This is a genomic window from Pseudarthrobacter enclensis, assembly GCF_001457025.1.
GTDB classification, from domain to species: domain Bacteria; phylum Actinomycetota; class Actinomycetes; order Actinomycetales; family Micrococcaceae; genus Arthrobacter; species Arthrobacter enclensis.
The window spans coordinates 58412-80054 of record NZ_KQ758602.1; the positions used below are offsets into that span (position 1 = coordinate 58412).

The window sequence follows — 21643 nt, forward strand, 5'->3', positions numbered from 1 at the left end:
AGCACAACTGCCTGGGTGGCAGCGGGCGGATCCGACAACAGCGTGGTCAACCCGCCCGCTTTTTGCAGCCTAGCTGGAAATTTCATCCTAAAGGACGCCACGACGCCGCTGCAGGGGCGGCGTTCATTGGCAGGATGGATTGATGACACTCACCTCAGGCACCCTTGATGGGGAAAGCTTCATCCCCGCGCCCACGATCATCTGGACAGGAACGTACACGCCTGACGGTGGCGGCCGGGCCGAGGGCATCGGCGCCCTGCGCGCCGACGGCAACGGCAGGCTGGAGTGGCTCGGCACCGCAGTGGACGCCCAGTCGCCGTCGTTCGTTGCTGTCCACCCCACACTGCCGGTGGTGTACGCCGTTGCCGAACAGCAGAAGCTTGTGCAGGCCTACCGCCGTGCCGGGGAGTTCGCACTGGAGCCCCTCGGCGCACCGCAACCTGCCGGAGAGGCCGCATGCCATGTCGCGTCGGACCCGCAGGGCCGCTTCATAACAGCAGCGTGCTGGGGTGACGGCCAGGTCATCCTCTACGAGCTGGATTCCGACGGCGTACCCGCCCGGAGATACCCCGCACCGCCGTCGGTGGATCCGCACGCAAGCCTGTCCCCCGGCGAACCCCGGCAAAGCAGGGCACATGCGAGCCTCATGATGCAGGACGGGCGGGTGATGACCACCGATCTTGGCCACGACACCCTGCGGATCTGGACTTACGAGGCCGGGACAGGGCTGGTGGCCGACCACGAGGTGGTCCTTCCCTTCGGGAGCGGACCGCGGCACCTGGTCCAGCACCCCGGCGGCAACGTCTTTGTCGTCTCCGAATACTCGGTGGAAGTCTTTGTCGTGCGCTTGGAAGCCGGAACATTCGAGCTCGTTTTCCGGGGGCCCGCCACCGCCGGAGGTGCCTTGGAAGGCGACTCTGCCGCGGAAATCTGTTTGGGCGCGGACGGCAGGTTCGCTTATACAGGCGTCCGCGGGTCAAACCGGATCAGCGTGCTCGAGGTGGGCAGCGACGGCAGCGGGCTGCTGCCGCTCAAGGACATCGACAGCGGAGGAGACTGGCCGCGCCACCACCTGGTCCGGGGCCCCTGGCTGCACGTCGCCCACGAGCGCTCAGACAATGTTGCCACCTTCGCGCTGGATCCCGGGACGGGACTCCCCGGGCCGGTGCTCCACGACGCCGCTGCGCCATCGCCCACCGCCCTGGTGCCCGCGGACTGATCCTTCCGCGGCTCCGCGACGCCACGCATTCGGCAGGGGCCACCCATCACGGCTGATGCACCGGCTTCCCGGCGCTCCAAGCGTTTCGTCAACACTGGAGTAATCCTGCGTAAGCGCTTACGGTTGTGACGTGATTCACAGAAAAATAAGCTTGCTGTGAATCATGCGGCCCCGGGCCGCACACCCTTGCCGAACAGCAACCTGTACAGCAGTGCCGCTACCAGGAAGGTCTCACCCTTGATACACCGCACCCCCAACAGCGCGCCGCCGCGCGCCCAAACGGCGCCGCCCCCACCCAGGCGGCCCCGCTCCGGCGCCGTCCGGCGCACCGCCGCCGGACTGGCCGCCGCGGTCCTCGCATTCTCAGCCACGTCCCTTCCGGCCGCAGCGGCCCCGGGTCCGAAGGATCCCGGGTCCAAGGGCCCTTCTTCGGCGGCCGGGCACTCGCTGCGGGCACCCGTCACCGACGAAAACTTCTACTTCGTGATGGCGGACCGCTTCAGCAACGGCAGCGCCGCGAATGACCGGGGCGGCCTCGGCGCGGACCCCATGGTGTCCGGCTTCGACCCCACGAAGAAGGGCTTTTACAACGGCGGCGACCTCGCGGGCCTCCGGAACAACATCGACTACATCCAGGGGCTCGGCACCACCTCCATCTGGCTGACCCCCAGTTTCAAGAACAAGGCCGTTCAGCCCGAGGACAAGTCCGCCGGCTACCACGGCTACTGGGTTACGGACTTCACCCAGATCGACCCGCACCTGGGCACGAACGCCGAACTGAAGGCCCTCATCGACGACGCCCACGCGCGCGGCATGAAGGTCTACTTCGACATCATCACCAACCACACCGCCGACGTCATCGGGTACCAGGAAGGAGCCCGCAAGGGTTACGTCTCCAAGGACGCCGCCCCCTACAAGACGGCCGCCGGGGAGGAGTTCGACGACCGCGACTACGCCGGATCCGCCACCTTCCCGGAGCTGGATGCCGCCACATCCTTTCCCTACCGGCCAGTGCTCGAGCCGGGCGAGGAGGACCTGAAAGTCCCGGCCTGGCTCAACGATCCCGCCCTGTACCACAACCGTGGCGACACCACCTTCACCGGCGAGGATTCCTCCTACGGCGACTTCTTCGGCCTGGACGACCTCTTCACTGAACACCCCACCGTGGTCAACGGCATGAAGGACATCTACAAGGCGTGGATCCGTGACTTCGGCGTGGACGGCTTCCGCATCGACACCATGAAGCACGTCAACGACGAGTTCTGGCAGGACTTCGGCCCGGACGTCCTCAGCTTTGCCAGGGAACAGGGCAAGGACGAGTTCTTCATGTTTGGCGAGGTCTTCGACACCACCAAGAGCTTCACGTCCCAGTTCACCACCCGGAACAAGATGCAGGCGGTCCTGGATTTCCCGTTCCAGGACGCTGCACGGAACTTCGCGTCAAAGGGCCAGGACGCCGGAGCGTTGCAGGCCTTCTTCGCCGGTGATGACTGGTACACGGACGCCGACTCGAACGCCTACCAGCTCCCCACGTTCCTGGGCAACCACGACATGGGCCGCATCGGCAGCTTCATCGCGGCCGACAACCCCGACGCCACGGACACCGAGAAAGTGGCCCGCGACCGGCTGGCGCACGAACTCATGTACTTTTCCCGCGGCAACCCCGTCATCTACTACGGTGACGAACAGGGCTTCACGGGCCCCGGCGGTGACCAGGACGCCCGCCAGACCATGTTCGCCAGCCTGGTGCCGGAGTACCTGGACGACGACCTGCTGGGAACCGATGCCACCCACGCCACGGACAACTTCAATACCGGCCACCCGCTGTACGCCAAGATCCGTGAGCTCGCTGCCCTGGCCAAGGAGCATCCTGCCCTCCGGAATGGGGCGCAGCAGGACCGGTACGCCGCCGACGGGCCAGGCATTTACGCTTTCTCCCGCACGGACGCCAAGGACCAGCGCGAATACGTCGTGGCCCTGAACAACAGCGAACAGGTCCAGACAGCCGACATCCCCACCTACATCGCCAAGCGCACCTACACGCGCATCTACGGCGACGGCGCGCCAGAGGCCAAGACCTCGCCAGACGCGAAACTGGCCGTCACCGTTCCGCCGCTTTCTGCCGTGGTGTACCAGTCCGCCGGCCGCATCCCGCACTCCAAAGCAGCGCCCGCCGTCGTGCTGGGAGACCCGGCGCCGGCTCCCGGCGACAACGGCCGGCTCCAGGTGACGGCCGACGTCGACGGTGCTTCGTTCCATGAGGTCACCTTCGAGGCGAGGCAGGCAGGCGGGGACTGGACAACGATCGGCACCGATGACAGCGCGCCGTACCAGGTGTTCCACGACGTCGCGGCGCTGGACGCCGGCACCCCCGTGGAGTACCGCGCCACCGTCCTGGACAACGGCGGCCACACCGCCACCAGCCAGGCACGCCAGGCGAACGTCCCGGCGCCCGTACTGACGCTGCAGAAACCTGCGGAGGGCAGCAGCGTGCAAGGGACCGTGGAGCTCAGCGCCACGGCAGACCCGGAGAAGCCCAGCCACGTGGTCACGTTCGAGCGCAGCGTGTCAGGCGGCGCCTGGACGGTGATCGGCACGGACGACTCGTCCCCTGCTTACACGGCCAGCGATGATGTTTCCGGCGTGGCCGACGGCACCAGCGTGCAGTACAGGGCGTCCATGGCGGGGCCCGGCTTCGCGGTGGCCAGCGGGATCCGGACGGTCACCGTGGGCGAGGCACCACAGCCCGATGCCGTCGCCGTGGCGGGATCGCTGAACCAGGCAATGGGGTGCGCCGCGCCTTGGGATCCTGCGTGTTCCCAGGCGCAGATGGTCCTTGATCCGGCTGACCGGATCTGGCGGCTGACTGTTGACCTGCCCAAAGGCAGCTACGAGTTCAAGGCAGCCCTCAACGGCGGCTGGACCGAAAACTACGGCGCAGACGGTGAGCTGGACGGACCGAACATCGCCCTGGACCATCCGGGCGGACCGGTCACCTTCCGCTATGACAACAGCACCCACCTGCTCAGCACGGTCTACGCCTCGCAGCAGCCCGGCGCGGTGGCCGCGGCGGGAAGCATGGACAGCGAGCTGGGCTGTGCCGGGGACTGGGAGCCGGCCTGCGATCAGGCCCAACTCGTCCTCGACCCGGCAGACCTGGTGTGGAAGCTGTCAGTGCCGGACCTCCCGGCCGGCAGCTACGAGTTCAAGGCTGCCCTGGACCGCTCCTGGAACGTCAGTTACGGCGCCGGCGGGGTTTCCCCGGGTGCCAACATCACCTTTGACCACGACGGCGGCCCGGTCACCTTCCGGTACGACCACTTCACCCACCTGATTACGGCGGGATAGGTAAGGCCTGCAAGGCACCGGGGCCGGGACAGCGTGGGAGACCCAGGCTGTCCCGGCCCCGCCGTGCGCTAGCCCGTGACCGGATGCCCGAGCAGGCCGGCAAGCCGGGCGACTGCGTCCTCGGCCGTGGGCGGCGGGCCGAACACTTCACGCTGCCTGCCGGTATTTGCCACGTAACGGCCGGTCTGGAACCACTCGATCATCGAGGCCATGTCCTTGACCATCGGGTTGACCCGCCCGGCCACCAGGCCTGCAGCCTTCAGGACACCGACGGGTGTTGACCGGACCTTGATCTTCCTGCCGGTGAGCCGGCCCAGGAGGTCTGCCACGTCCTTCATCCGGACCGGCCGGTCCCAGCCGACATCGATGCGCTGCCCCTCGATGCCGGGAGCGTCCACGGCATCGGCCAGGTACCCGGCAAGGTCCGGGGTCAGCACGAATGTCATGGGAATGGTGGGCGACCCGAACCACATCAGCCTGCCCTTCGCGACCGGGTCCCCGCCGAAGCGTGTCACCTGGTCCAGGAAGGCCCCCGGCCGGAGCGCCACAAAAGGTACGCCCAGGCTTTCAAGGTGGTCCTCCATCAATTTCTTGTGCCAGAAGTGTGGCACCTGCGGAGTCTCGTCACAGGTCAGGATGCTGGTGAGGACGAACCGCCGCACGCCGGCCCGGGATGCTGCCGCGGCGAGGTTGGAGTTGCCCTCGGTGTCGGTGGCGGCAGTGTCGCCCTTGCGGTGCCGCGTGTATCCGGCGGCTGATGTCACCACGGCGTCCGCTCCCGCCATCGCCTGGTCCAGGGACCGGGGGTCCATCATGTCCCCGCGGGCTATTTCCACGCCGAGGGATTCCAGCCGGGAGGCATCCGAACCGGGCCGTACCAGGGCACGCACCGGCTTGCCCCTGTCCACCAGTGCGGTGACCACCTGGCCGCCGAGCATGCCCGTACCGCCGATTACCAGTACCGGGCCATCGTCACTCATTTGATTCTCCTCACGGTTGGCTAGTTGTGCAGGGCCCCCTCCACCGCCGCGAGCAGCGAGTTGAACCGCACGTTGGCGGGAAGGTCGTCAAGGAAAACAGGCCTGCCGTCCGGGCCGGCCAGCGGGACCTGCCAGTTCGGGTACAGGGCTTCGGTGGTGCCCGGCTGGTTCTGGACCCGCCTCTCCCCCACTGCGTCGACCAAGGCCACCCCCAGCAGTACCGACGGCGTTTGGGTCAGCAGCAGGTGCAGGGCTTCGATGGTCCGCGCCTCAGTCTCGGCGGAGCTGCCGGCTTCCGGCAGATACCCCCGTTCCCGGAGCAGCGCGAACATCTTCTCCAGCGAGGCGTTGTGCTCCGCACGTTCCTCCGCCTCGGACCGTTCCAGCAGACCCAGCGTGCTCCGCAGCGCCACGTGGTCGCCGGCGAGGTATCCGGCGGTGGGCGGAAGGTCATGGGTATTGACGCTGGCCAGCGCCTGCGTGCGGTACTTTTCGGGCGCAAGGGGAGAGTCGCCGTCGTACTCAAACCAGAGGATGGAGGTGCCCAGGATGCCGCGGGCCGCGAGGTAGTCCCTGACCCACGGCTCAAACGTGCCCAGGTCCTCGCCAATGACCACGGCTCCGGCCCGGTGGGCCTCCAGCGCGAGGATGCCAATCAGGGCCTCGTGGTCGTATTTGACGTACGCGCCGTCGCCGGGGGCGTTGCCGGTGGGGATCCACCAGAGCCGGAACAGGCCCAGGATGTGGTCCACCCGGATGCCGCCGGCGTGCCGCAGGACCGTGGCCAGCATGTTCCGGAACGGCCGGTAGCCTGCCTCGGCCAGCCGGGCGGGATGCCACGGGGGCTGGCCCCAGTCCTGGCCCTGCTGGTTGTACATGTCCGGCGGGGCGCCGACGCTGGTGGCAGGCGCCAGCACGCCGCGGAGGGTCCACGCATCGGCGCTGCTGTGGTCCACCCCCACCGCCAGGTCGTGCACCACGCCAAGCCGCATCCCCGCCCGCAGCGCGGCCTGCTGGGCGCTTTCGAGCTGTTCATCGCAGATCCACTGAAGCCAGCGGTGGAACCCGATCCGGTCCGCGAGCTTCTCCCGCAGCGCCTCCGCCTGGGGCGAGCCCAGCGAAAAGGCCGGGTCCGCCCACAGGGGATCGCCTGGTGCGGTGTCTTCGCGGATGGCCGACCACAGGGCGAAGTCGTCCAGTCCGGCACCGGCAATCCGGCAGAACTCGTCGAACGCCGCCTGCCGGGACGGTGACCGGCGCGTGTGGTACAGCAGTTCGAGGGCCTGCAGCTTGGCCGCGTAGACAGCGTCCCGGTCCAGCCGCCCGCCGTCCTTGTTCAGGCCGGCCACCTCTTCGTGGAGTTTCTCCAGGGATGCCCGGCGCCGCGGCCGCAGGTAGGCGAGCTCCGGGATGGCCTCGATGCGGATGTAGATCGGGTTGAAGAACCGGCGCGTGGATGGCGAGTACGGTGAGGGCTGCACCGGCGGCACGGGTTCGGCAGCGTGCAGCGGGTTGACCAGCACGTAGTCGGCGCCCCGGGCTCCGCTGAGCGCGGCCAGATCGGCCAGGTCCGCGAAGTCGCCGATGCCCCACGACCTCTTGGACCGCACGGAGTAAAGCTGTGTGGCCAGGCCCCAGCCCCGGCGCTTTTCAAGGTCCCGGGCGGTGTCCAGCCGTGCCGGGGTCACCACGAGCGTTGCCTCCGCGGTATGGCTTCCGGAGGCGGCGTGGAGCGTATGCCAGCCGAGCGGCAGGTCCTCCGGCAGGGCAAACGTTGCCCGGCCGATGGAGACACCGTCCACGTCCCGCGGCTGAACCCATACGTCCTGCTGGGCCGCGTCCCGGGTGCCGCCGCCCTCGAGGCTGATGCGCAGGCTCACGGACGCGCCGTCCGGCACGTGCACCGGGACCTGCGCGGGTTCGCCTTGCTGGATGACGACGGCGGGAGGCAGCATCCGCCGCCAGGGAGCCAGCTCCGCCTCTTCCAGCCCGGCGCGGATCTGTTCGTTGGAATGGGCAGGAACGCCCAGGGCGCCCAACACCTTGACCAGTGTCCCTTCGGCGACCGTATGCGGCAGCCCGTCCCAGCCCTGGAAGGAGGTTCCCACCCCGTGGGCGTCGGCCAGCTGCTGCAGCAAGTGGGTATCCAGGGCGTCTCCGCCGGCGGCCGGGCCGGTCCCTGCCGCCAATGGTTCCGCGGGCACATCCCGCCGTAGTGCCTGCTGCTGCTCTGATGCCGTCATGCGTGTCCGCCTCGTCTGGTGTGATGGGCCTGAACTTACAGTGCTGCATGTTGCACCGGGCGTTTGCACCCCCGCGCACAACCGTTGGTTCAGATTATTGCAGTGCCGCCGCGGGATGAAACTGTGTCCGGAAACAGCCCGCACGCCACAAAACGTCATCCCGGACGCGTTCCGTTACTCCGCGCGTCGAAAAGAGAAGGAACAAGGCGGGATTCCGCCGGGCGGAAACGAATCTGTGTAGCCTCGTGACGACCAAGGGGGACCTGCCGGCCTGCGGCTTCACGGCGCCACGCCGCGGCCCAGCGGGCCACTGCCCGGCCGTGCGGGTCCGACGGCACGCACCACCGCAGGGCCGCAGGCAGCGGCAACTATGGATATACAGGCAACAGGAGGGAACCGGGGATGAGCCTCAGCGAATTGAGGGTGTTCGGACGTTCGGGCACCCCCGTCAGCCAACTGACCATTGGCACCATGAACTTCGGCGAGGGCACCGGCGGACCGCACGGGGCGCCCACTGGCGCCGAGGAAAGCATCCGTGTCATCCACGAGGCGCTCGACTCCGGCATCACCGCCATCGACACCGCGGACGTCTACTCACAGGGCGAATCGGAACAGGTGGTGGGCCGCGCCCTCCGCGGCCGCCGCGACGACGTCTTCCTGGCCACCAAGTTCCACGGCCAAATGAGCGCCAACCCGGCCCATTCCGGCAACTCCCGCCGCTGGATCACGCAGGCGGTGGAGGGCAGCCTCCGCCGGCTGCAAACGGACCGGATCGATCTCTACCAGGCCCACCGGCCGGACTACAACACCGACGTCCTGGAAACCATCACCACCCTCAACGACCTGATCCGGCAGGGCAAGATCCTCTACTACGGCACCTCAGTGTTCACCCCTGCGCAGCTGGTGGAAGCGCAGTGGCTGGCCACCACCAACCACTTGATCCCGCCGCTCGGGAACCAGGTGCCCTACTCCATGCTGGTCCGCGGCAATGAGCGTGACGTGTTCCCGATTGCCCAGCAGTACGGGCTCGGCGTCCTCGCCTACGGCCCCCTGGCGGGCGGCTGGCTGTCCGGGGAATTCACCCTGGAAGCAAGCAAGGCGCCCACGCGGGTGCATTCGCTGCCTGGCCGGTATGACATCTCCGGTCCCTCCAGCGAGCGCAAGCTCCACGCCGCGGACGCGCTGGCCAGGTTGGCGGACAAGCTGGAGCTGTCCCTGGTGGACCTGTCCCTGGGCTTCGCCCTGACGCATCCCGCCATCAGCAGCGTTATTATCGGCCCCCGCAACAGTGAGCACCTGCAGGCCTACCTGCGGGCGGCGGACGTCCGGCTCGGCGAGGACGTGCTGGACGCCATCGACGAGCTGGTGCCCCCGGGAACCAACTTTGTGGAACGGGACGCCGGAGCGATCGTCCCGTCCATTGAGTTCGCGGAGCTGCGGCGGCGGTAGCTTCGGGCGGCCCCCGTCTCCTCAGCCTCCGGAGCCCCGGGAGCCCCCGCAGCCCCCCCCCGGCCTAAGATGGCTTGGATGAGGGCGCTTCTCACGGTTGGCCATGGCACTGCCTCGCAGGAGGAGTTCACCCGGTTGTTGGCAGCGGCGGACGTGACGTCTCTGGTGGACGTGCGGATCGGCCCCGGCAGCCGGAAGTACCCGCACTTCGGCAAGGACCTGATGGCGCAATGGTTGCCCGACGCCGGAATCAGCTACCGCTGGGAGCAGCGGCTTGGCGGTTTCCGGAAGCCCAGTCCGGACTCCCCCGATGTGGCGCTGCGCAACGATTCCTTCCGCGCCTATGCCGGCTGGATGCGGTCGGCCGCCTTCGGTGCCGCCGCCGCTGAACTGCTGGCGGGCGCCCGGCAGGAACAGACGGCCATCATGTGCAGCGAGACAGTGTGGTGGCGCTGCCACCGCAGGCTCATCGCCGACCACTGCGTCCTCCTCGCCGAAGAGCCGGTGGAACACCTGATGCCCCCGGGCCGGACGACGCCGCATGTCCCAACCCTGGGCGTCCGGGTACTGGACGGCGGACTGGTCTACGACGCCGTGGACGGGCAGGCCCCCTCCGGACCGTCGCGCCCGTGCCCGGCCGCCAGGCCAAACCCTTGACTGGGCGCGGGAACACTCTTACCGTCGAAAGCGATACCCGCGTCTCATGGAATCCAGGGGCATCCAATGCCAATGTCTGAAGAGGAGCGGAGGCTGCTCAAGGAACTGGAGCTCGGGCTGATCGCCGACGATCCCCACCTGGCCATGGAGCTGCTCTCCGGTTACCCGTCCCGCCGCGTTCCGCCGGGCCTGATCGCAGGCTCACTGGTGTGCCTGCTGGCATTCGCGATCGTCGCGGCGGGCATCGGCAGCCAGGAGGTGGCCGCCGTCGTGGTCGGTGTCCTGCTGCTGGCACTTGGCGCCTGCCTGCTGCTGAACCGGTCCCTCGTGCGGGGCAGCCGGCACCGCGGACGCACCATCGGCTGACGCGTCCGGGGACGCAACGGACCGCCCGCGTCGGCCTGCGTGCCGCGGCGCCAGGATGAACATACTGCCCAGCACGACGGCGGCGCCAAGCCAGCCAAGTGCCGGCAGCCGCTCCCCCACCACCAGCACGGCGAGGGCGGCTGCCACCACCGTTTCCAGCAGGGAGATGCCCGTGGCGGTGCTGGCCCTGACCCTGGCCAGGCCAAGCCCGAAGAGGACGTAGCCGGCGAACATCGGCACCAGTGCCATGTAGGCGCCCACGGCGAAGTTTGTTCCGGAGGCAAGCAGGGGTGCGCCGGTGGCGGCAAGGACGGGCATGAGCAGCAGCCCGCCCAGGCCGAAGACGCATCCCATGGCGGCGCGCGACGTGACGCCGCCGGCAATGGTGCCGCTGCCTGCGTTGACAACCGTTCCGCCGATCATCCGGTGCACGGCCCACGAGTAGAGGGCATAGGTGCCGCCGGCCAGCAGGCCCAGCAGGATCCCCGCCGTGAAGGACCAGGAACCGGCGGCCACCGTTCCCGCAGGCGTTTCGGGACTGTGGCCGGCGAAGGACAGCACGGCTGCTCCTCCCACCCCCAGCAGCGCACCGGCCGTCCATCGCCGGGTCAGCGGCTTCCGGTCCGCGAACCGTTCAATCAGCGCCGCCGCCACGGGAGCCGAGCCGATGGACACCACCGTTCCCACCGCCACGCCGGACAGGTCCATGGAGCTGTAAAAGGCCAGCGGATACACAGCAACAGCCACAGCGCCCAGGACAGCCAGCTGCCACTGCCGCAGGATGCCATGCCACTGCCGCCGGATGGCCCGCGCCGCGGTCAGGGCCTGCAGGAGGCCGCCGATGCCCATGGCCACCGCACCGATGGCCAGCGGACCCACCCCGGCGGCGAAGGTGGCGGCGGTCCCGGTGGTGCCCCAGAGGATGGAGGCAGTAGCTACGAACAGGGCACCCCAGAGCGGGGTCTTGGGGTTACCCGCCGTCCCGGAACCGCCTGAACCCAGGCTGCCTGACGCCAGGCTGCCTGGGCCAGGGCGGCCCGGCGTAGCATTGCCTGTCACAGGGCTGCCAGCATGTCCGCGGCGATGCCCCGGGCGTCGCGCAGGCACGCCTCGTCGCCTTCGAGTCCTGCCCGGGACATGGCGCCTTCGAGCAGGAAGGACAGGTGCCGGGCGGTCCGCCCGGCCCGCCGGGGATCGTCCGGAAGGAGTTCACGGACGTGGCCGGCCAAGAGTGCTTCCACCTCTTCCTTGTGCTCCCGTACCGCAGCCCGCCCTGCGCTGCCCGCGGGGAGCTCAGCTGCTGCGTTGAGGAGTCCGCAGCCACGGAAGCCATGCTCGTAGGCGGCGTTGGCGTGGTCCAGGTAGGCGTCGAAAACCGACAGCGCGCGTGCCGTCGGGGAGTCGGCGGCGGCCAGGCGTGCCCGGTAGAGGCCCAGCCATTCTTCGTGGCGGGCCGCGAGGTAGGCAGCCACGAGGTCCGCCTTGGACGAGAAGTTGTTGTAGAGGCTCTTTTTCGCTACTCCCGCCTCGGCAGTGATGGTGTCGATACCGGTGGCGGCAACGCCCTGCGCATAGAAGAGCCGGGCGGCAGCCTCGAGAAGAAGATTACGGGCCGGCCGGCGGGACGGCACGACGCCCTGGGATGCAGTCACGGTCACTCCTCACGAAATCCTGGGTAGGTAGACCAGTCTACCTACCCAGGACAGTGTGCGGAACCTTGTGCTATGCAGCGGCCCCGGCGGTCCGGGACTGCAGTTCCAGGATCACGGCGTCCACGATGGCCTCCGGTTCCAGCCTGACGTCAGCGAGGATGTGGTCCTCATCCGCTGCCGGCGGTTCGAGGGTGGCCAGCTGCGACTCGAGCAGGGTGCGGGGCATGAACTCGTGGGCCCGCGCATCCATCCGGGCCGCGATGGTTGCCGCACCGCCCGAGAGGTGGACGAAGACCGTCCCGGGTGCGGTGCCGCGCAGAAGGTCCCGGTAGCTGCGCTTGAGCGCGGAGCAGGCGACGACGGGCGCCGGGGCCGTACCGCCGTCGTCCGTTGCCGCGCTCCCGGCGCCGGCGAGGAGCTGCCCGATGCGCGCTAGCCACGGCTCCCTGTCGCCGTCGGTCAGCGGGACGCCGGCGGCCATCTTTTCCTTGTTGGCGGGCGGGTGGTAATCGTCTCCGTCCAGGAACGGGACGCCCAGGCGGCGGGCCAGCAGGGCACCCACCGTGGACTTGCCGCAACCGGACACGCCCATCACCACCACGGGCGGGAACCGGCGGACTGCGGAGGCCGGCGGTGTCACGTCCTGTCCCCGTTGCCGGCGAAGCTCAGGAGGACCTTGCCGGAACTGGTGGAGTCCCTGGCAACCGCGAACGCGTGCAGGGCGTCCGCGAGCGGGAATTCGTGCGTGATGACGGGGTCGATGTGCAGTGACCCGTCGGCAAGCGCCGCGATGACCTCATCGATTTCGTCGTTGAACCGGAACGAGCCTTTGAGGTCCAGCTCCCGGGTGATGGCCAGCGAGATGGGAACGGGCTGCATGCCGGTGGGCAGCAGTCCGACCATCACCACGGTGCCGCCGCGGACGGCGCCGCGGATGGCCGAGGCCAGTCCGTGGTGGTTGCCGGAAGATTCGATCACCACGTCCGCCTCCACGGCTTCGATGGCTGCGGTGTCCGCGGCGTTGATGACCTGGTCCGCGCCTGCGGCGGTGGCGATTTCGAGTGGCTTCGGGTGCAGGTCCACCGCGGTGATCCTGGCGGCACCGGCGCGCTTGAGCACAGCCACGGCCAGCGCGCCGATGGGTCCGGAGCCGATGACCAGGGCGGTCTTGCCGCGGACATCGCCCGCCCGGGACACGGCATGCCAGGCGACGGACGCGGGTTCGATCAGGGCTGCCGTGCGCAGGTCGATGCCCTCGGGCAGGGGCCGCAGCATCCGCACGGGAAGGTTGACGTACCTGCTGAACGCGCCGTCCGTGTGCGGGTGGCGGGCCGCGCTGCCCAGGTAGGTGCAGCCGGGCGAGAGGTTGGGCCGGTCGGCAGGGTACTTCGCCGCGCCGGGGCCGGGGGTGGCCGGGTGGACGGCGACGGCGGTTCCCGGCTGCGGTCCCTTGCCGTTGGCTGCGGCGCGGACCACCATGCCGGAGATCTCGTGGCCCAGGACCAGGGGATCCTTCAGGATGGATTCCCCCGCCGCGCCGTGCAGCCAGTAGTGCAGGTCCGAGCCGCAGATGCCGCCGTAGAGGACCTCGACGACGGCCTGGTCCTCGGCCGGTGGAGCCAGCGGCACGTCGTCGATGCGCAGGTCTCCGGCCGCATGCGCTACCAGGGCGGGGCCGGAGGCGGGCAGCTTTTCAGCCGCAGAGTCCTGCAAAGTGTTTTCTGGCATCAGACCACCACCGTCATTCCGCCGTCGATGAAGATTGTTTGGCCGTTGACGAAGTCGGATCCGGCCGAGGCGAGCCAGACCACCGGTCCTGCGAGGTCCTGCGGGGTGCCCCAGCGGTGGGCGGGGGTGCGGCCGAGGATCCAGGAGTTGAACTGTTCGTCGTCCACCAGGTTCTGGGTCATTTCGGTGTGGATGTAGCCAGGGGCGATGCCGTTGATCTGCAGCCCGGAGGCGGCCCACTCGGCGGTCATGGCCCGGGTGAGGTTCCGCAGTCCGCCCTTGGCTGCGACGTAGGGGGCGATGGTGGGGCGGGCCAGGTCTGTCTGCACGGAGCAGATGTTGATGATCTTGCCGCGGCCGCGGGGGATCATGTGCCGGGCCGCTTCCCGGCCCACCAGGAAGGCGCTGGTGAGGTCGGTGGAGATCACCCGTTCCCAGTCCGCCACGTCCAGGTCCAGCATGGGGACGCGGTGCTGGATGCCGGCGTTGTTGACCAGGATCTCCAGCGGGCCGACGTTCTCCTCGATCCAGGCGATGCTGCGGGCGGCGGCGTCGCCGTCGGTGACGTCGAAGGCGATGCTGGTGATCCGTCCGGGCGGGAAGTGGGCGGCGAGCGCCGTTTCGGCTTCCTTGAGCCGTTCCGGGGTGACGCCGTTGAGCACCACTGTGGCGCCGGCGTCGGCCAGTGCCCGGGCCAGGGAGGACCCAATGCCGCGGCTCGAACCGGTCACCAACGCGACCCGGCCGGTCAGGTCGAACAGCGCGCTCATGCTGAGGCTCCCTGCTTGGCGGCGTCCTGCTGGAAGGGGCCCTGCTGGACCAGGTTCGCCGGGGTTTCGCCGGCGGCCAGGGCCTCCAGCTGGCGCTTCAGGAGCTTGAGGATCCTGGGTTCGAAGGCGGAGGCGTTGCCGCCCACGTGCGGGGTGATCAGGGCGTTGTCCGTGGACCACAGCGGGTGGCCCTTCGGCAGCGGCTCGGGGTCCACCACGTCCAGGGCGCACTGCAGCCGGCCGGAGACCACCTCGGCGGTGAGCGCGTCGGTGTCGATGACGGGGCCGCGGCCCACGTTGACCACCAGGGCGCCGTCCGGCAGCGCGGCCAGGACCCTGGCACCCACCAGGTGGTGGGTGTGATCGTTCAGGGGCAGGACGGAAACCAGGATGTCGTGGTCGCGGGCCAGGCTTTCCAGGTCCGCGGAGGAGTGGACCTGGCCATGCCCGTCAGTGCGGGCGGTGCTGCCGACGCGTGTCACCGTCACCTCAAAGGGTTCAAGCCTGCGGGCCAGCTCCTGCCCGATGCCGCCGATGCCCAGCAGCAGGATGCGGCGGTCCGCCAGGGACTGGCGGCGCTGCGGTGCCCAGTTTTCGGTTTGCTGGTCCCGTACGGCCTGGTCGATGCCGCGCAGCTTGGCCAAGATGAGGCCCACGGCCAGTTCGGCCGTTGCTGCGGCGTGGACGCCCGAGGCGTTTGCCACTGCGGCGCCAGGCCCTGCTGCCTCGCGGACGCCGTCGAACCCGGTGGACTGGGTCTGCACGAACTTAAGGTCCTGGACCTTGTCCAGGTTTCCCAGGACGGCCCCGGCGTTGAGGTAGGGAAGGATGACCCCGTCAATGCTGCCGTGGGCCTCGTCGGGTTCGCCCTGCATGTCCCACACCACTCCCTTGAGTCCCTCCGGGAGCGGGGAAAGGTCGGCCAGGAGCTGGGGTTCGGGGAAACTGACGGTTCGTATCAACTGCATCGGTGGGGCCTATCGGTTTATTCGGTGTGGTTGTCCGGTGCCCGGTGCCGGGCATCGCGGGATGTACTGGTCTTCAGTCCTCGCGGCGGTCGAAGGTCAGGCCGCCGGGCACCTGGAACGTGGGCATCAGTTCAAGCATGCCAACATTCACGTGGCGCGGGGATTCGATGGCGTAATCCAGCGCATTGACAATGTCGTCGGTGGTCAGCGACTCGTAACCCTCGTAGTACGTCTTCCAGGCTTCTTCCATGGCCTCGGGGCTGCCGCCCATGTTCCGTCCGAAGATCTCGGTTTCCACCCGGCCCGGGCAGATTTCGGTGACGCGGATGCGCTTGCCCACGGTGTCGTTGCGCAGCTGCCGGGAGATCTGGTGCACGGCCGCCTTGGTGGCGTGGTAGACCGTGTGGCCGTAGAAGTTGTACGTCCCGGCGATCGAGCTGATATTGACCACGTGGCCCAGGTCGCGTTCCACCATGCCGGGCAGGACCAGGCGGGTCAGCTGCAGCAGGCCGCGGAGGTTGACGTCCACGAGTTCGTCGATGTCCTGTTCCGAGGAGTCCAGGATGTTGCCGGGGCGGGAGACGCCGGCGCAGTTGACCAGGACATCCACTTTCAGGTCATTGACGACGGCGGCCAGGGCGGCGGTGTCGGTCAGGTCCAGCACGTGCGGGACGGCGCCGGTGCGGTCGGCCAGTTCGGCGAGGCGCTCGGAGTTGCGGGCCACGGCGTGGACGGTCAGGCCGCGCTTGGTGAGCCGTTCGGCGATGGCGGCGCCCATGCCGGTGGAGGCTCCGGTGACGAGGGCGGTGGTGTAGTCAGAAAAGGACATCGGTTCTCCAAAAGGGTGGGGCATGGTGCGTGCCCTTGCGTCCGGCGGAGGCCGGACGCAAGGGCCTGCTGGAAAAGGTGGGGCTCAGGCGTCGCGCAGCGGTTCGTGGGCGCGGTCCTTGACCGTGCTCACCGCTGCCAGCGTGCCCAGGGCGGTGATGACTGCGTAGAACGCCGGCATGTAGATGTTGCCGGTGCTGCTGATCAGCCAGGTCATCAGCAGCGGGGCGGTGCCGCCGAACAGTGCCGAGGAAATGTTGTAGCCCACGCCGTAGGCGGAGTAGCGGACGCGGGTGGGGAACAGTTCCACGAGCAGGATGTGGATGACCGCGGTGTGCCCGGCGAAGATCACGGCCATGATGCTGGCCCCGAGGATGGCCAGGCCCATCTCGCCGGTGGCAATGAGTGCGTAGGACGGGATGCCCAGGACGGCCATGGCAATGGCGGACCCGGCAATGACCTTCTTGCGGCCCAGGCGGTCGGAGAGTGCGCCCATGAACGGGATGGCAATGCAGATGACCACCAGGCTGCACGCGGTGACCAGGAGGGCTTCACCGATGGTGAAGTTCAGCTGCTTGCCCTTGAGGAACGTGGGCATGTAGGAAAAGAGGACGTAGTAGCCGGAGCCGTTCATCAGCGGGATGAACAGGGCCAGGAGCATGGCGCGGCGGTGGACCGGGCTGGCCAGGGCTTCCTTGAGCGGGTTCTTGGACAGGCCGCCCTCTTCCTTGAGCTTTTCGAAGTTGGGGGTGTCGCTGATGGCCCGGCGGATGTACCAGCCGATGATGCCCATGGGGATGGCCACCAGGAACGGAATGCGCCATGCGAAGGAGCCGAAGCCGCCGCCGTCGATCGCGGCCTGGGTCAGCCAGGGGGACATCGCGAAGGCAACCAGGGTGCCGGTGAGCAGTGCTGCGAAGGAGGCAATCTGGGCAAAGGAGGTGATGACGCCGCGCTTGCCCTCGGGGGCGTGCTCGGCGAGGAAGGTCATGGCGCCAGCGGCTTCGCCGCCCACCGAGAAGCCCTGGACCAGCCGGAGGAGGACCAGCAGGATGGGTGCAGCGATGCCGATCGCCGCGTACGGCGGCAGCAGGCCGATGCCCGCAGTGGCCACGCTGATCAGCATGATGACGAAGACCAGCAGTTTCTGCCTGCCGATCCGGTCGCCCAGGTAACCGCAGACAATGGCACCGAGGGGCCGGACGAAGAAGGACACCGCGTAGCCCGCAAAGACGAACAGCAGCGCGTTGTCCGGGTTGCCCGGGGCCAGGAAGACCAAGGCAAGGGTCCCCGCCATGAAGGCGAAGATGCCGTTGTCGTAGAGCTCCACGAAGATGCCCACGCATCCGGCGGTGACAACCTTGCGTGTCTGCTTCGCAGTCAGACGGTCATGCTGCGGCGAAACCGCATTCGTTGATGTTGACATCTTGTTTTCCTTTGTGGGTTTGGGAAAAGCATTCACGGGATTCAGCTTCCTGACGCTGGGCTGAGTTCATGCCAGCGCTCGCCGGCGCCGATGCCGAGGAGTCCGAAGACCGTTTGGATGGTGCTGCGCAGCCTGTCCAGTTCGAGGCAGGCTGCCCTGTGGGTGGCCGTTGCCTGGGCAACGGTTGTCTTTCGAAAAGTGATGGTGTGTCCGGGCCTGGCCTGGGCCAGGGTGTCCAGGGAGCGGCTCGTGACCACTGCCAGGACCGGATAGCCCGCGGTAACGCCGCGTCCCCGGTGAAGGACCAGCAGTTCGTCCCGGGAGGGGACCTCGATGGCCCCCACCGGAACGCCGCGGGACAGTACTTCGGAGCTGAGCTGGCGTTCGGGCAGTGCCCCGCCGAGCCGCAGGCCTATGTGGTTGCTCCTGGGGCTGACGGTGTACTGCGAGGTGAACAGCAGGTCTGCGGTGTCCCCGAACTCGTCCACGTCCGGCCCGTCGGTGACGTCGATGACCGGGTGCGTGCTGAACGCGGGACGGGTCAGTCCCAGCCGGAACAGCGGCAGTCCGAAGTGCGGCTGGGTGATGGGGGCAGTGGCGACCCGGGTGGGAAGCTCCGTGCCCTCCTCCAGTTTCAGGCCGAACCCCACCACGGTGTCCGGCGCGCAGCTGCCCAGCAGGGCAGGCACCGTGAACGAGCCGTGGACGGCGATATAGGCCCGGAGCCCGGTGTGGATGCCACGCACGGCCACCGTTTCGCCCGCCCGGACGGACACAGGTTCCCACTGCGGGCACGTGCGGCCGCCCACAGTGAGGTCCAGGGGCGCGCCGGTCACGGCGATCAGGAGATCGGTGGTGGCGCGCATCCGGAAGTCCAGGGCGGTCAGTTCCAGCAGCGGTGAGTTGTCCGGGTTGCCGGCGAGGATGTTCGCGGCCTTGGCCGAGAACTGGTCCAGGGCGCCGTTGACGGGAAGCCCGAAGGCGGGGCCTTTGGTCCGGCCGAGGTCCGTGACCACCGAGTTGCCCGGCTGCAGGATGACGAGTGGAGCGGTCATGGTTGTGCCTCCAGGAACTGCCCGGCGAAGCTGTCGAAGTCCGCCTCTGCTATCTGGCGGAAACGCAGTTCGTCACCGGGGACATAGGGCACCAGCGGTTCGCGGGCGGCGTCCAGGACGGTCAACGGCGTCTGGCCGATGACACACCAGCCGCCGGGGGCCTTTGCCGGGGCGATCACTGCCTGCCGCCCGGCCACGGAGACCGCTCCGGCGGGTACGGACAGGCGCGGGTCCTTGAGCCTCGGGACGGGGAACGGAAATTCCGGTCCGTCCATCATGGGTGAGCCGGCGGGCGCCCCCAGGCACCTGATGACGTAGGTCTTTCCGGTGTGCCGGGCGATGACCTCGGCCGTGGTGAATCCCTGCTGCTCCGCGACGCGTTCCAGGTCGGGGCCGTAGCTGCCGCCGTACACCACCGGCACGTCGAAGCGCCGCGGCTTCCGCCGGCCGGTGCCTGCGAAGTCCAGCTGGCGCATGGCCAGGAGCACAAAGGCCCGGACCTGGCGTGCGGACGTCAGGTAGGGATCGAACTCGACCAGGACGGAGTCGTAGGTGGGCACCGCGCCGTGGACGCCGTCGACTCCTGCCGTGGCCAGCCAGCCGGCCAGGGAGTGGACGGTGGCCCAGTCCGCGTCGGCGTCACCGGAGCGTGCCACGACGCGCAGGGCGGCGTCTCCCGATTCGTAGATGTCCAGGGTGGAGGGGGCGGGCATGGTCAGGAAACCTTCTGCTTCGCTGCAAGGACCTGCGCCAGCGGGGCGATGGTGACGCCGGCGTTGACCAGTTCGCTGCGGATGAGCCGGGCCAGTTCGACGGCGCCGGGGTTGTCGCCGTGCAGCAGGACCGTGTCCGCCTGGATGGCGATGTCCTGTCCGGAGGCCGTGGTGATGAGCCCTTCGGTGACCATGCGGACGGTGCGTTCGACGATGACGGCGGGGTCGTGGATGACGGCGCCGGGCTGGCTGCGGGGCACCAGGGTGCCGTCCTGCTGGTAGGCGCGGTCGGCAATGCCGACGATGGCGACCGGCAGGCCACGGTCCGCGGCTGCCGTTGCGAGTTCGCCGTCCTGGGCCAGCACGATCAGGCGGGGGTCGACGCGGACTGCGGCGTCGGCAACTGCTCCGGCATAGTCCGCGCGGGTGGCCACGAGGTTGCCGAGCCTGCCGTGGGGTGCGATGTGTGAGACGGATCCGCCGTGGAAGGCGGCGAAAGCGGTCAGGGCACCCAACTGGTACACAACGTCGTTGCGGACCTCGTCAGCGGTGAGGTCCACGGCACGGCGGCCGAATCCGCGGAGGTCCGGGAAGCTCGGGTGGGCACCGATGCCCACTCCCTTGCGGACACATTCGGCCACGGTGGCGTTCATGATGTCCGGGTCTCCGGCGTGGAATCCGCAGGCGATGTTGGCGCTGGAGACGATGTCCAGGAGGGCCTTGTCGTCGCCGATCGAGTAGGCGCCAAAACCTTCACCAAGATCCGCTACGAGATCAACTGTGGGCATTGCGGGCCTTCCTCTGCTGCGTGTTGGGGGGTGTAAAAAAGTGTGGCATCCGAGACTTCACTCACACAAAGACGTAATTGTTGTCACGGGATAGGGGACGGTTATGACCCGTTTGCCTGGGACATTTGTTCCGACACCGGAAAATGTACTTATCGCTTGTTTCGTAAATGTAAAAAGAATGTGGCTATCTTGGATAGTGGCATTCATGCAATATGCATATGCCGTCATTGCAAACCACTATGGCCGGAGCGGGGATAGAATGTCCTGGTCATTGAAAAGTCATCTGCAATTAACCTATGCCCGAGACTGGGATCACACAAAGACGTAATGCCTGTCCCGCCATAGCGCCAACGTATGACCTCCACCGCACACTGTGCCGTCCCCGCCGGAAAGAGGAGCGCCATGGACACCCGGAAGCTGGCGTACTTCGTGAAGATTGTCGATTCAGGAAGCATTACCAAGGCCGCCGCAGCGCTGCACGTGGCCCAGCCGGCCTTGAGCCAGCAGGTGTCCTCACTGGAGACCGAGCTGAAGCAGCGGCTCCTGATCCGGAGCAAGCAGGGCGTGGAACCAACGGCCGCCGGGCATACCCTGTACCGGCATTCCCAGACCATCCTCCGGCTGGTGGAACAGGCCAGGCTCGACGTGGCAGCGTCAGGGGCGGCGCCGTCGGGCCGGGTTTCCATTGCCATCGCCCCGTACAGCATGGCGTCCAGCCTCACCCCGCGGATCATCAGCGAGGTGAACAGGCGCTACCCGGACATCGTCCTGCACCTGACCGAAATATACGGGGGCGTGCTGAGCGAGGCCATCAAGAACGGGCGTCTGGATATGGCCCTGATCTACGAGCCCGGGCCCATCCGGGGCGCGCAGTTCACCACGCTGATCGTGGAGGACCTGTACCTGGTGGTCAACGCCGGACGGGAGCTTCCGGTGGGGCCTGACGCCGGAACCATCACGCTGGAGGAAGCCGCGCAGCTGGGCCTGTTCCTGCCGGAGCGGATCCATACCTTGCGGCAGGTGGTGGAGGCCGGTATCGACGGCAAGGGCCTGAAGCTTCGCCTGGTGGGTGAAGTGGAGTCCGTTCCTTCCCTGACCAGGCTGCTCCGCAGTGACCTCGGCGCCACGGTCCTGCCGAAGTCCGCGGCGGATGCACTGTTCCATGAGGAGGACTTCCGGGTCCTGCGGATCGTGGAACCAGCCCTGCAGTGCAAGATCGCGCTGTGCACGCCGGACCACGAGCCGTTGTCCGAGGCAGGCTCGGCGGTCCTGCTGGTACTCAAGGAAATGCTGCAGGAAATGCTGCGCAGCAAATACCAGCCAATTATCGGCGCCACCCAGGCGCAGGGTTGATACAGGGCATAAGTGGCCCTTATCAGGCCATGCTTCATTGGTCTTATGCAGGGAATTTACGGAGTCCTAGGATAAAAGCCATAAAGGTCCGCCAGCGGCG

The 21643-nt window shown here is 68.0% G+C and carries 18 protein-coding genes and 1 pseudogene; 6 read left to right on the forward strand and 13 right to left on the reverse strand.

Going from position 1 to position 21643, the window contains the following annotated elements; all coding sequences use genetic code 11:
- Window positions 1–142 precede the first annotated feature (142 nt).
- Together AS031_RS10695 and AS031_RS10700 are read left to right on the forward strand one after the other, a co-directional pair.
- Window positions 143–1219 carry a lactonase family protein gene (locus AS031_RS10695; RefSeq protein ID WP_082641992.1) on the forward strand — a complete coding sequence of 359 codons (1077 nt, stop codon included), beginning with the start codon at window positions 143–145 and terminating at the stop codon, window positions 1217–1219.
- 237 nt (window positions 1220–1456) lie between these two features.
- Complete coding sequence (locus tag AS031_RS10700; RefSeq protein ID WP_058268148.1) at window positions 1457–4567, forward strand: alpha-amylase family glycosyl hydrolase; 3111 nt, start codon at window positions 1457–1459, stop codon at window positions 4565–4567.
- 68 nt (window positions 4568–4635) lie between these two features.
- Here AS031_RS10700 and AS031_RS10705 read toward each other — a convergent pair whose 3' ends face one another.
- A complete protein-coding gene (locus tag AS031_RS10705) occupies window positions 4636–5547 on the reverse strand; it encodes an SDR family oxidoreductase (RefSeq protein WP_058268149.1) in 912 nt (303 codons plus the stop codon).
- A 20-nt stretch (window positions 5548–5567) separates the two neighbouring features.
- Window positions 5568–7790 carry a 4-alpha-glucanotransferase gene (gene malQ / locus AS031_RS10710; protein ID WP_058268150.1) on the reverse strand — a complete coding sequence of 741 codons (2223 nt, stop codon included), beginning with the start codon at window positions 7788–7790 and terminating at the stop codon, window positions 5568–5570.
- 402 nt (window positions 7791–8192) lie between these two features.
- Between malQ and AS031_RS10715 the strand changes: the two genes are divergently transcribed.
- The 3 genes and pseudogenes from AS031_RS10715 to AS031_RS20170 all read left to right on the forward strand — a co-directional run.
- Entirely contained in the window at window positions 8193–9239 is a 1047-nt protein-coding gene (locus AS031_RS10715; protein ID WP_058268151.1) for an aldo/keto reductase, read from the forward strand.
- 78 nt (window positions 9240–9317) lie between these two features.
- A complete protein-coding gene (locus AS031_RS10720; RefSeq protein WP_058268152.1) occupies window positions 9318–9896 on the forward strand; it encodes a DUF488 domain-containing protein in 579 nt (192 codons plus the stop codon).
- Window positions 9897–9968: 72 nt separating this feature from the next.
- Window positions 9969–10142: pseudogene (locus tag AS031_RS20170) on the forward strand (DUF3040 domain-containing protein); the annotation flags it as partial.
- Here the strand turns inward: AS031_RS20170 and AS031_RS10725 are convergent.
- From AS031_RS10725 to AS031_RS10775, 11 genes are all read right to left on the reverse strand, one after another.
- The gene (locus AS031_RS10725; protein ID WP_371325983.1) at window positions 10098–11321 is read right to left on the reverse strand and encodes a DMT family transporter; all 1224 of its coding nucleotides are present in this window, start codon (window positions 11319–11321) and stop codon (window positions 10098–10100) included. The pseudogene AS031_RS20170 and the gene AS031_RS10725 sit on opposite strands and share 45 nt — an antisense overlap.
- Complete coding sequence (locus AS031_RS10730) at window positions 11318–11914, reverse strand: TetR/AcrR family transcriptional regulator (protein WP_141688805.1); 597 nt, start codon at window positions 11912–11914, stop codon at window positions 11318–11320. The genes AS031_RS10725 and AS031_RS10730 overlap by 4 nt, the downstream gene beginning before the upstream one ends.
- A 70-nt stretch (window positions 11915–11984) precedes the next feature.
- Window positions 11985–12554: a gluconokinase gene (locus tag AS031_RS10735; protein ID WP_371325984.1), complete on the reverse strand. Its 570-nt coding sequence runs from the start codon at window positions 12552–12554 to the stop codon at window positions 11985–11987.
- Window positions 12551–13642, reverse strand: coding sequence for an L-idonate 5-dehydrogenase (locus AS031_RS10740; protein WP_058268154.1), 1092 nt, complete (start codon window positions 13640–13642; stop codon window positions 12551–12553). Before AS031_RS10740 ends, AS031_RS10735 begins: the two co-directional genes overlap by 4 nt.
- Entirely contained in the window at window positions 13642–14412 is a 771-nt protein-coding gene (locus AS031_RS10745) for an SDR family oxidoreductase (RefSeq protein ID WP_058268155.1), read from the reverse strand. Before AS031_RS10745 ends, AS031_RS10740 begins: the two co-directional genes overlap by 1 nt.
- Window positions 14409–15380, reverse strand: a complete 972-nt coding sequence (locus tag AS031_RS10750; protein ID WP_058268156.1) for a 2-hydroxyacid dehydrogenase — start codon at window positions 15378–15380, stop codon at window positions 14409–14411. Before AS031_RS10750 ends, AS031_RS10745 begins: the two co-directional genes overlap by 4 nt.
- Before the next feature lie 73 nt (window positions 15381–15453).
- Window positions 15454–16209 (reverse strand): SDR family oxidoreductase, encoded by a 756-nt coding sequence (locus tag AS031_RS10755; RefSeq protein ID WP_058268157.1) that lies wholly within the window; start codon window positions 16207–16209, stop codon window positions 15454–15456.
- 84 nt (window positions 16210–16293) lie between these two features.
- Window positions 16294–17634 (reverse strand): MFS transporter, encoded by a 1341-nt coding sequence (locus AS031_RS10760; protein ID WP_058268158.1) that lies wholly within the window; start codon window positions 17632–17634, stop codon window positions 16294–16296.
- A gap of 41 nt (window positions 17635–17675) precedes the next feature.
- Window positions 17676–18689 carry a 5-oxoprolinase subunit C family protein gene (locus AS031_RS10765; protein WP_058268159.1) on the reverse strand — a complete coding sequence of 338 codons (1014 nt, stop codon included), beginning with the start codon at window positions 18687–18689 and terminating at the stop codon, window positions 17676–17678.
- Window positions 18686–19402, reverse strand: coding sequence for a 5-oxoprolinase subunit B family protein (locus AS031_RS10770; RefSeq protein WP_058268160.1), 717 nt, complete (start codon window positions 19400–19402; stop codon window positions 18686–18688). The genes AS031_RS10765 and AS031_RS10770 overlap by 4 nt, the downstream gene beginning before the upstream one ends.
- 2 nt (window positions 19403–19404) lie before the next feature.
- On the reverse strand, window positions 19405–20190 hold the full coding sequence (locus AS031_RS10775; RefSeq protein WP_058268161.1) for a LamB/YcsF family protein: 786 nt from the start codon (window positions 20188–20190) through the stop codon (window positions 19405–19407).
- A gap of 402 nt (window positions 20191–20592) precedes the next feature.
- Here AS031_RS10775 and AS031_RS10780 point away from each other — a divergent pair, with 402 nt between their 5' ends.
- Window positions 20593–21543 carry a LysR substrate-binding domain-containing protein gene (locus tag AS031_RS10780; protein WP_058268162.1) on the forward strand — a complete coding sequence of 317 codons (951 nt, stop codon included), beginning with the start codon at window positions 20593–20595 and terminating at the stop codon, window positions 21541–21543.
- The last annotated feature ends 100 nt before the right edge of the window (window positions 21544–21643 follow it).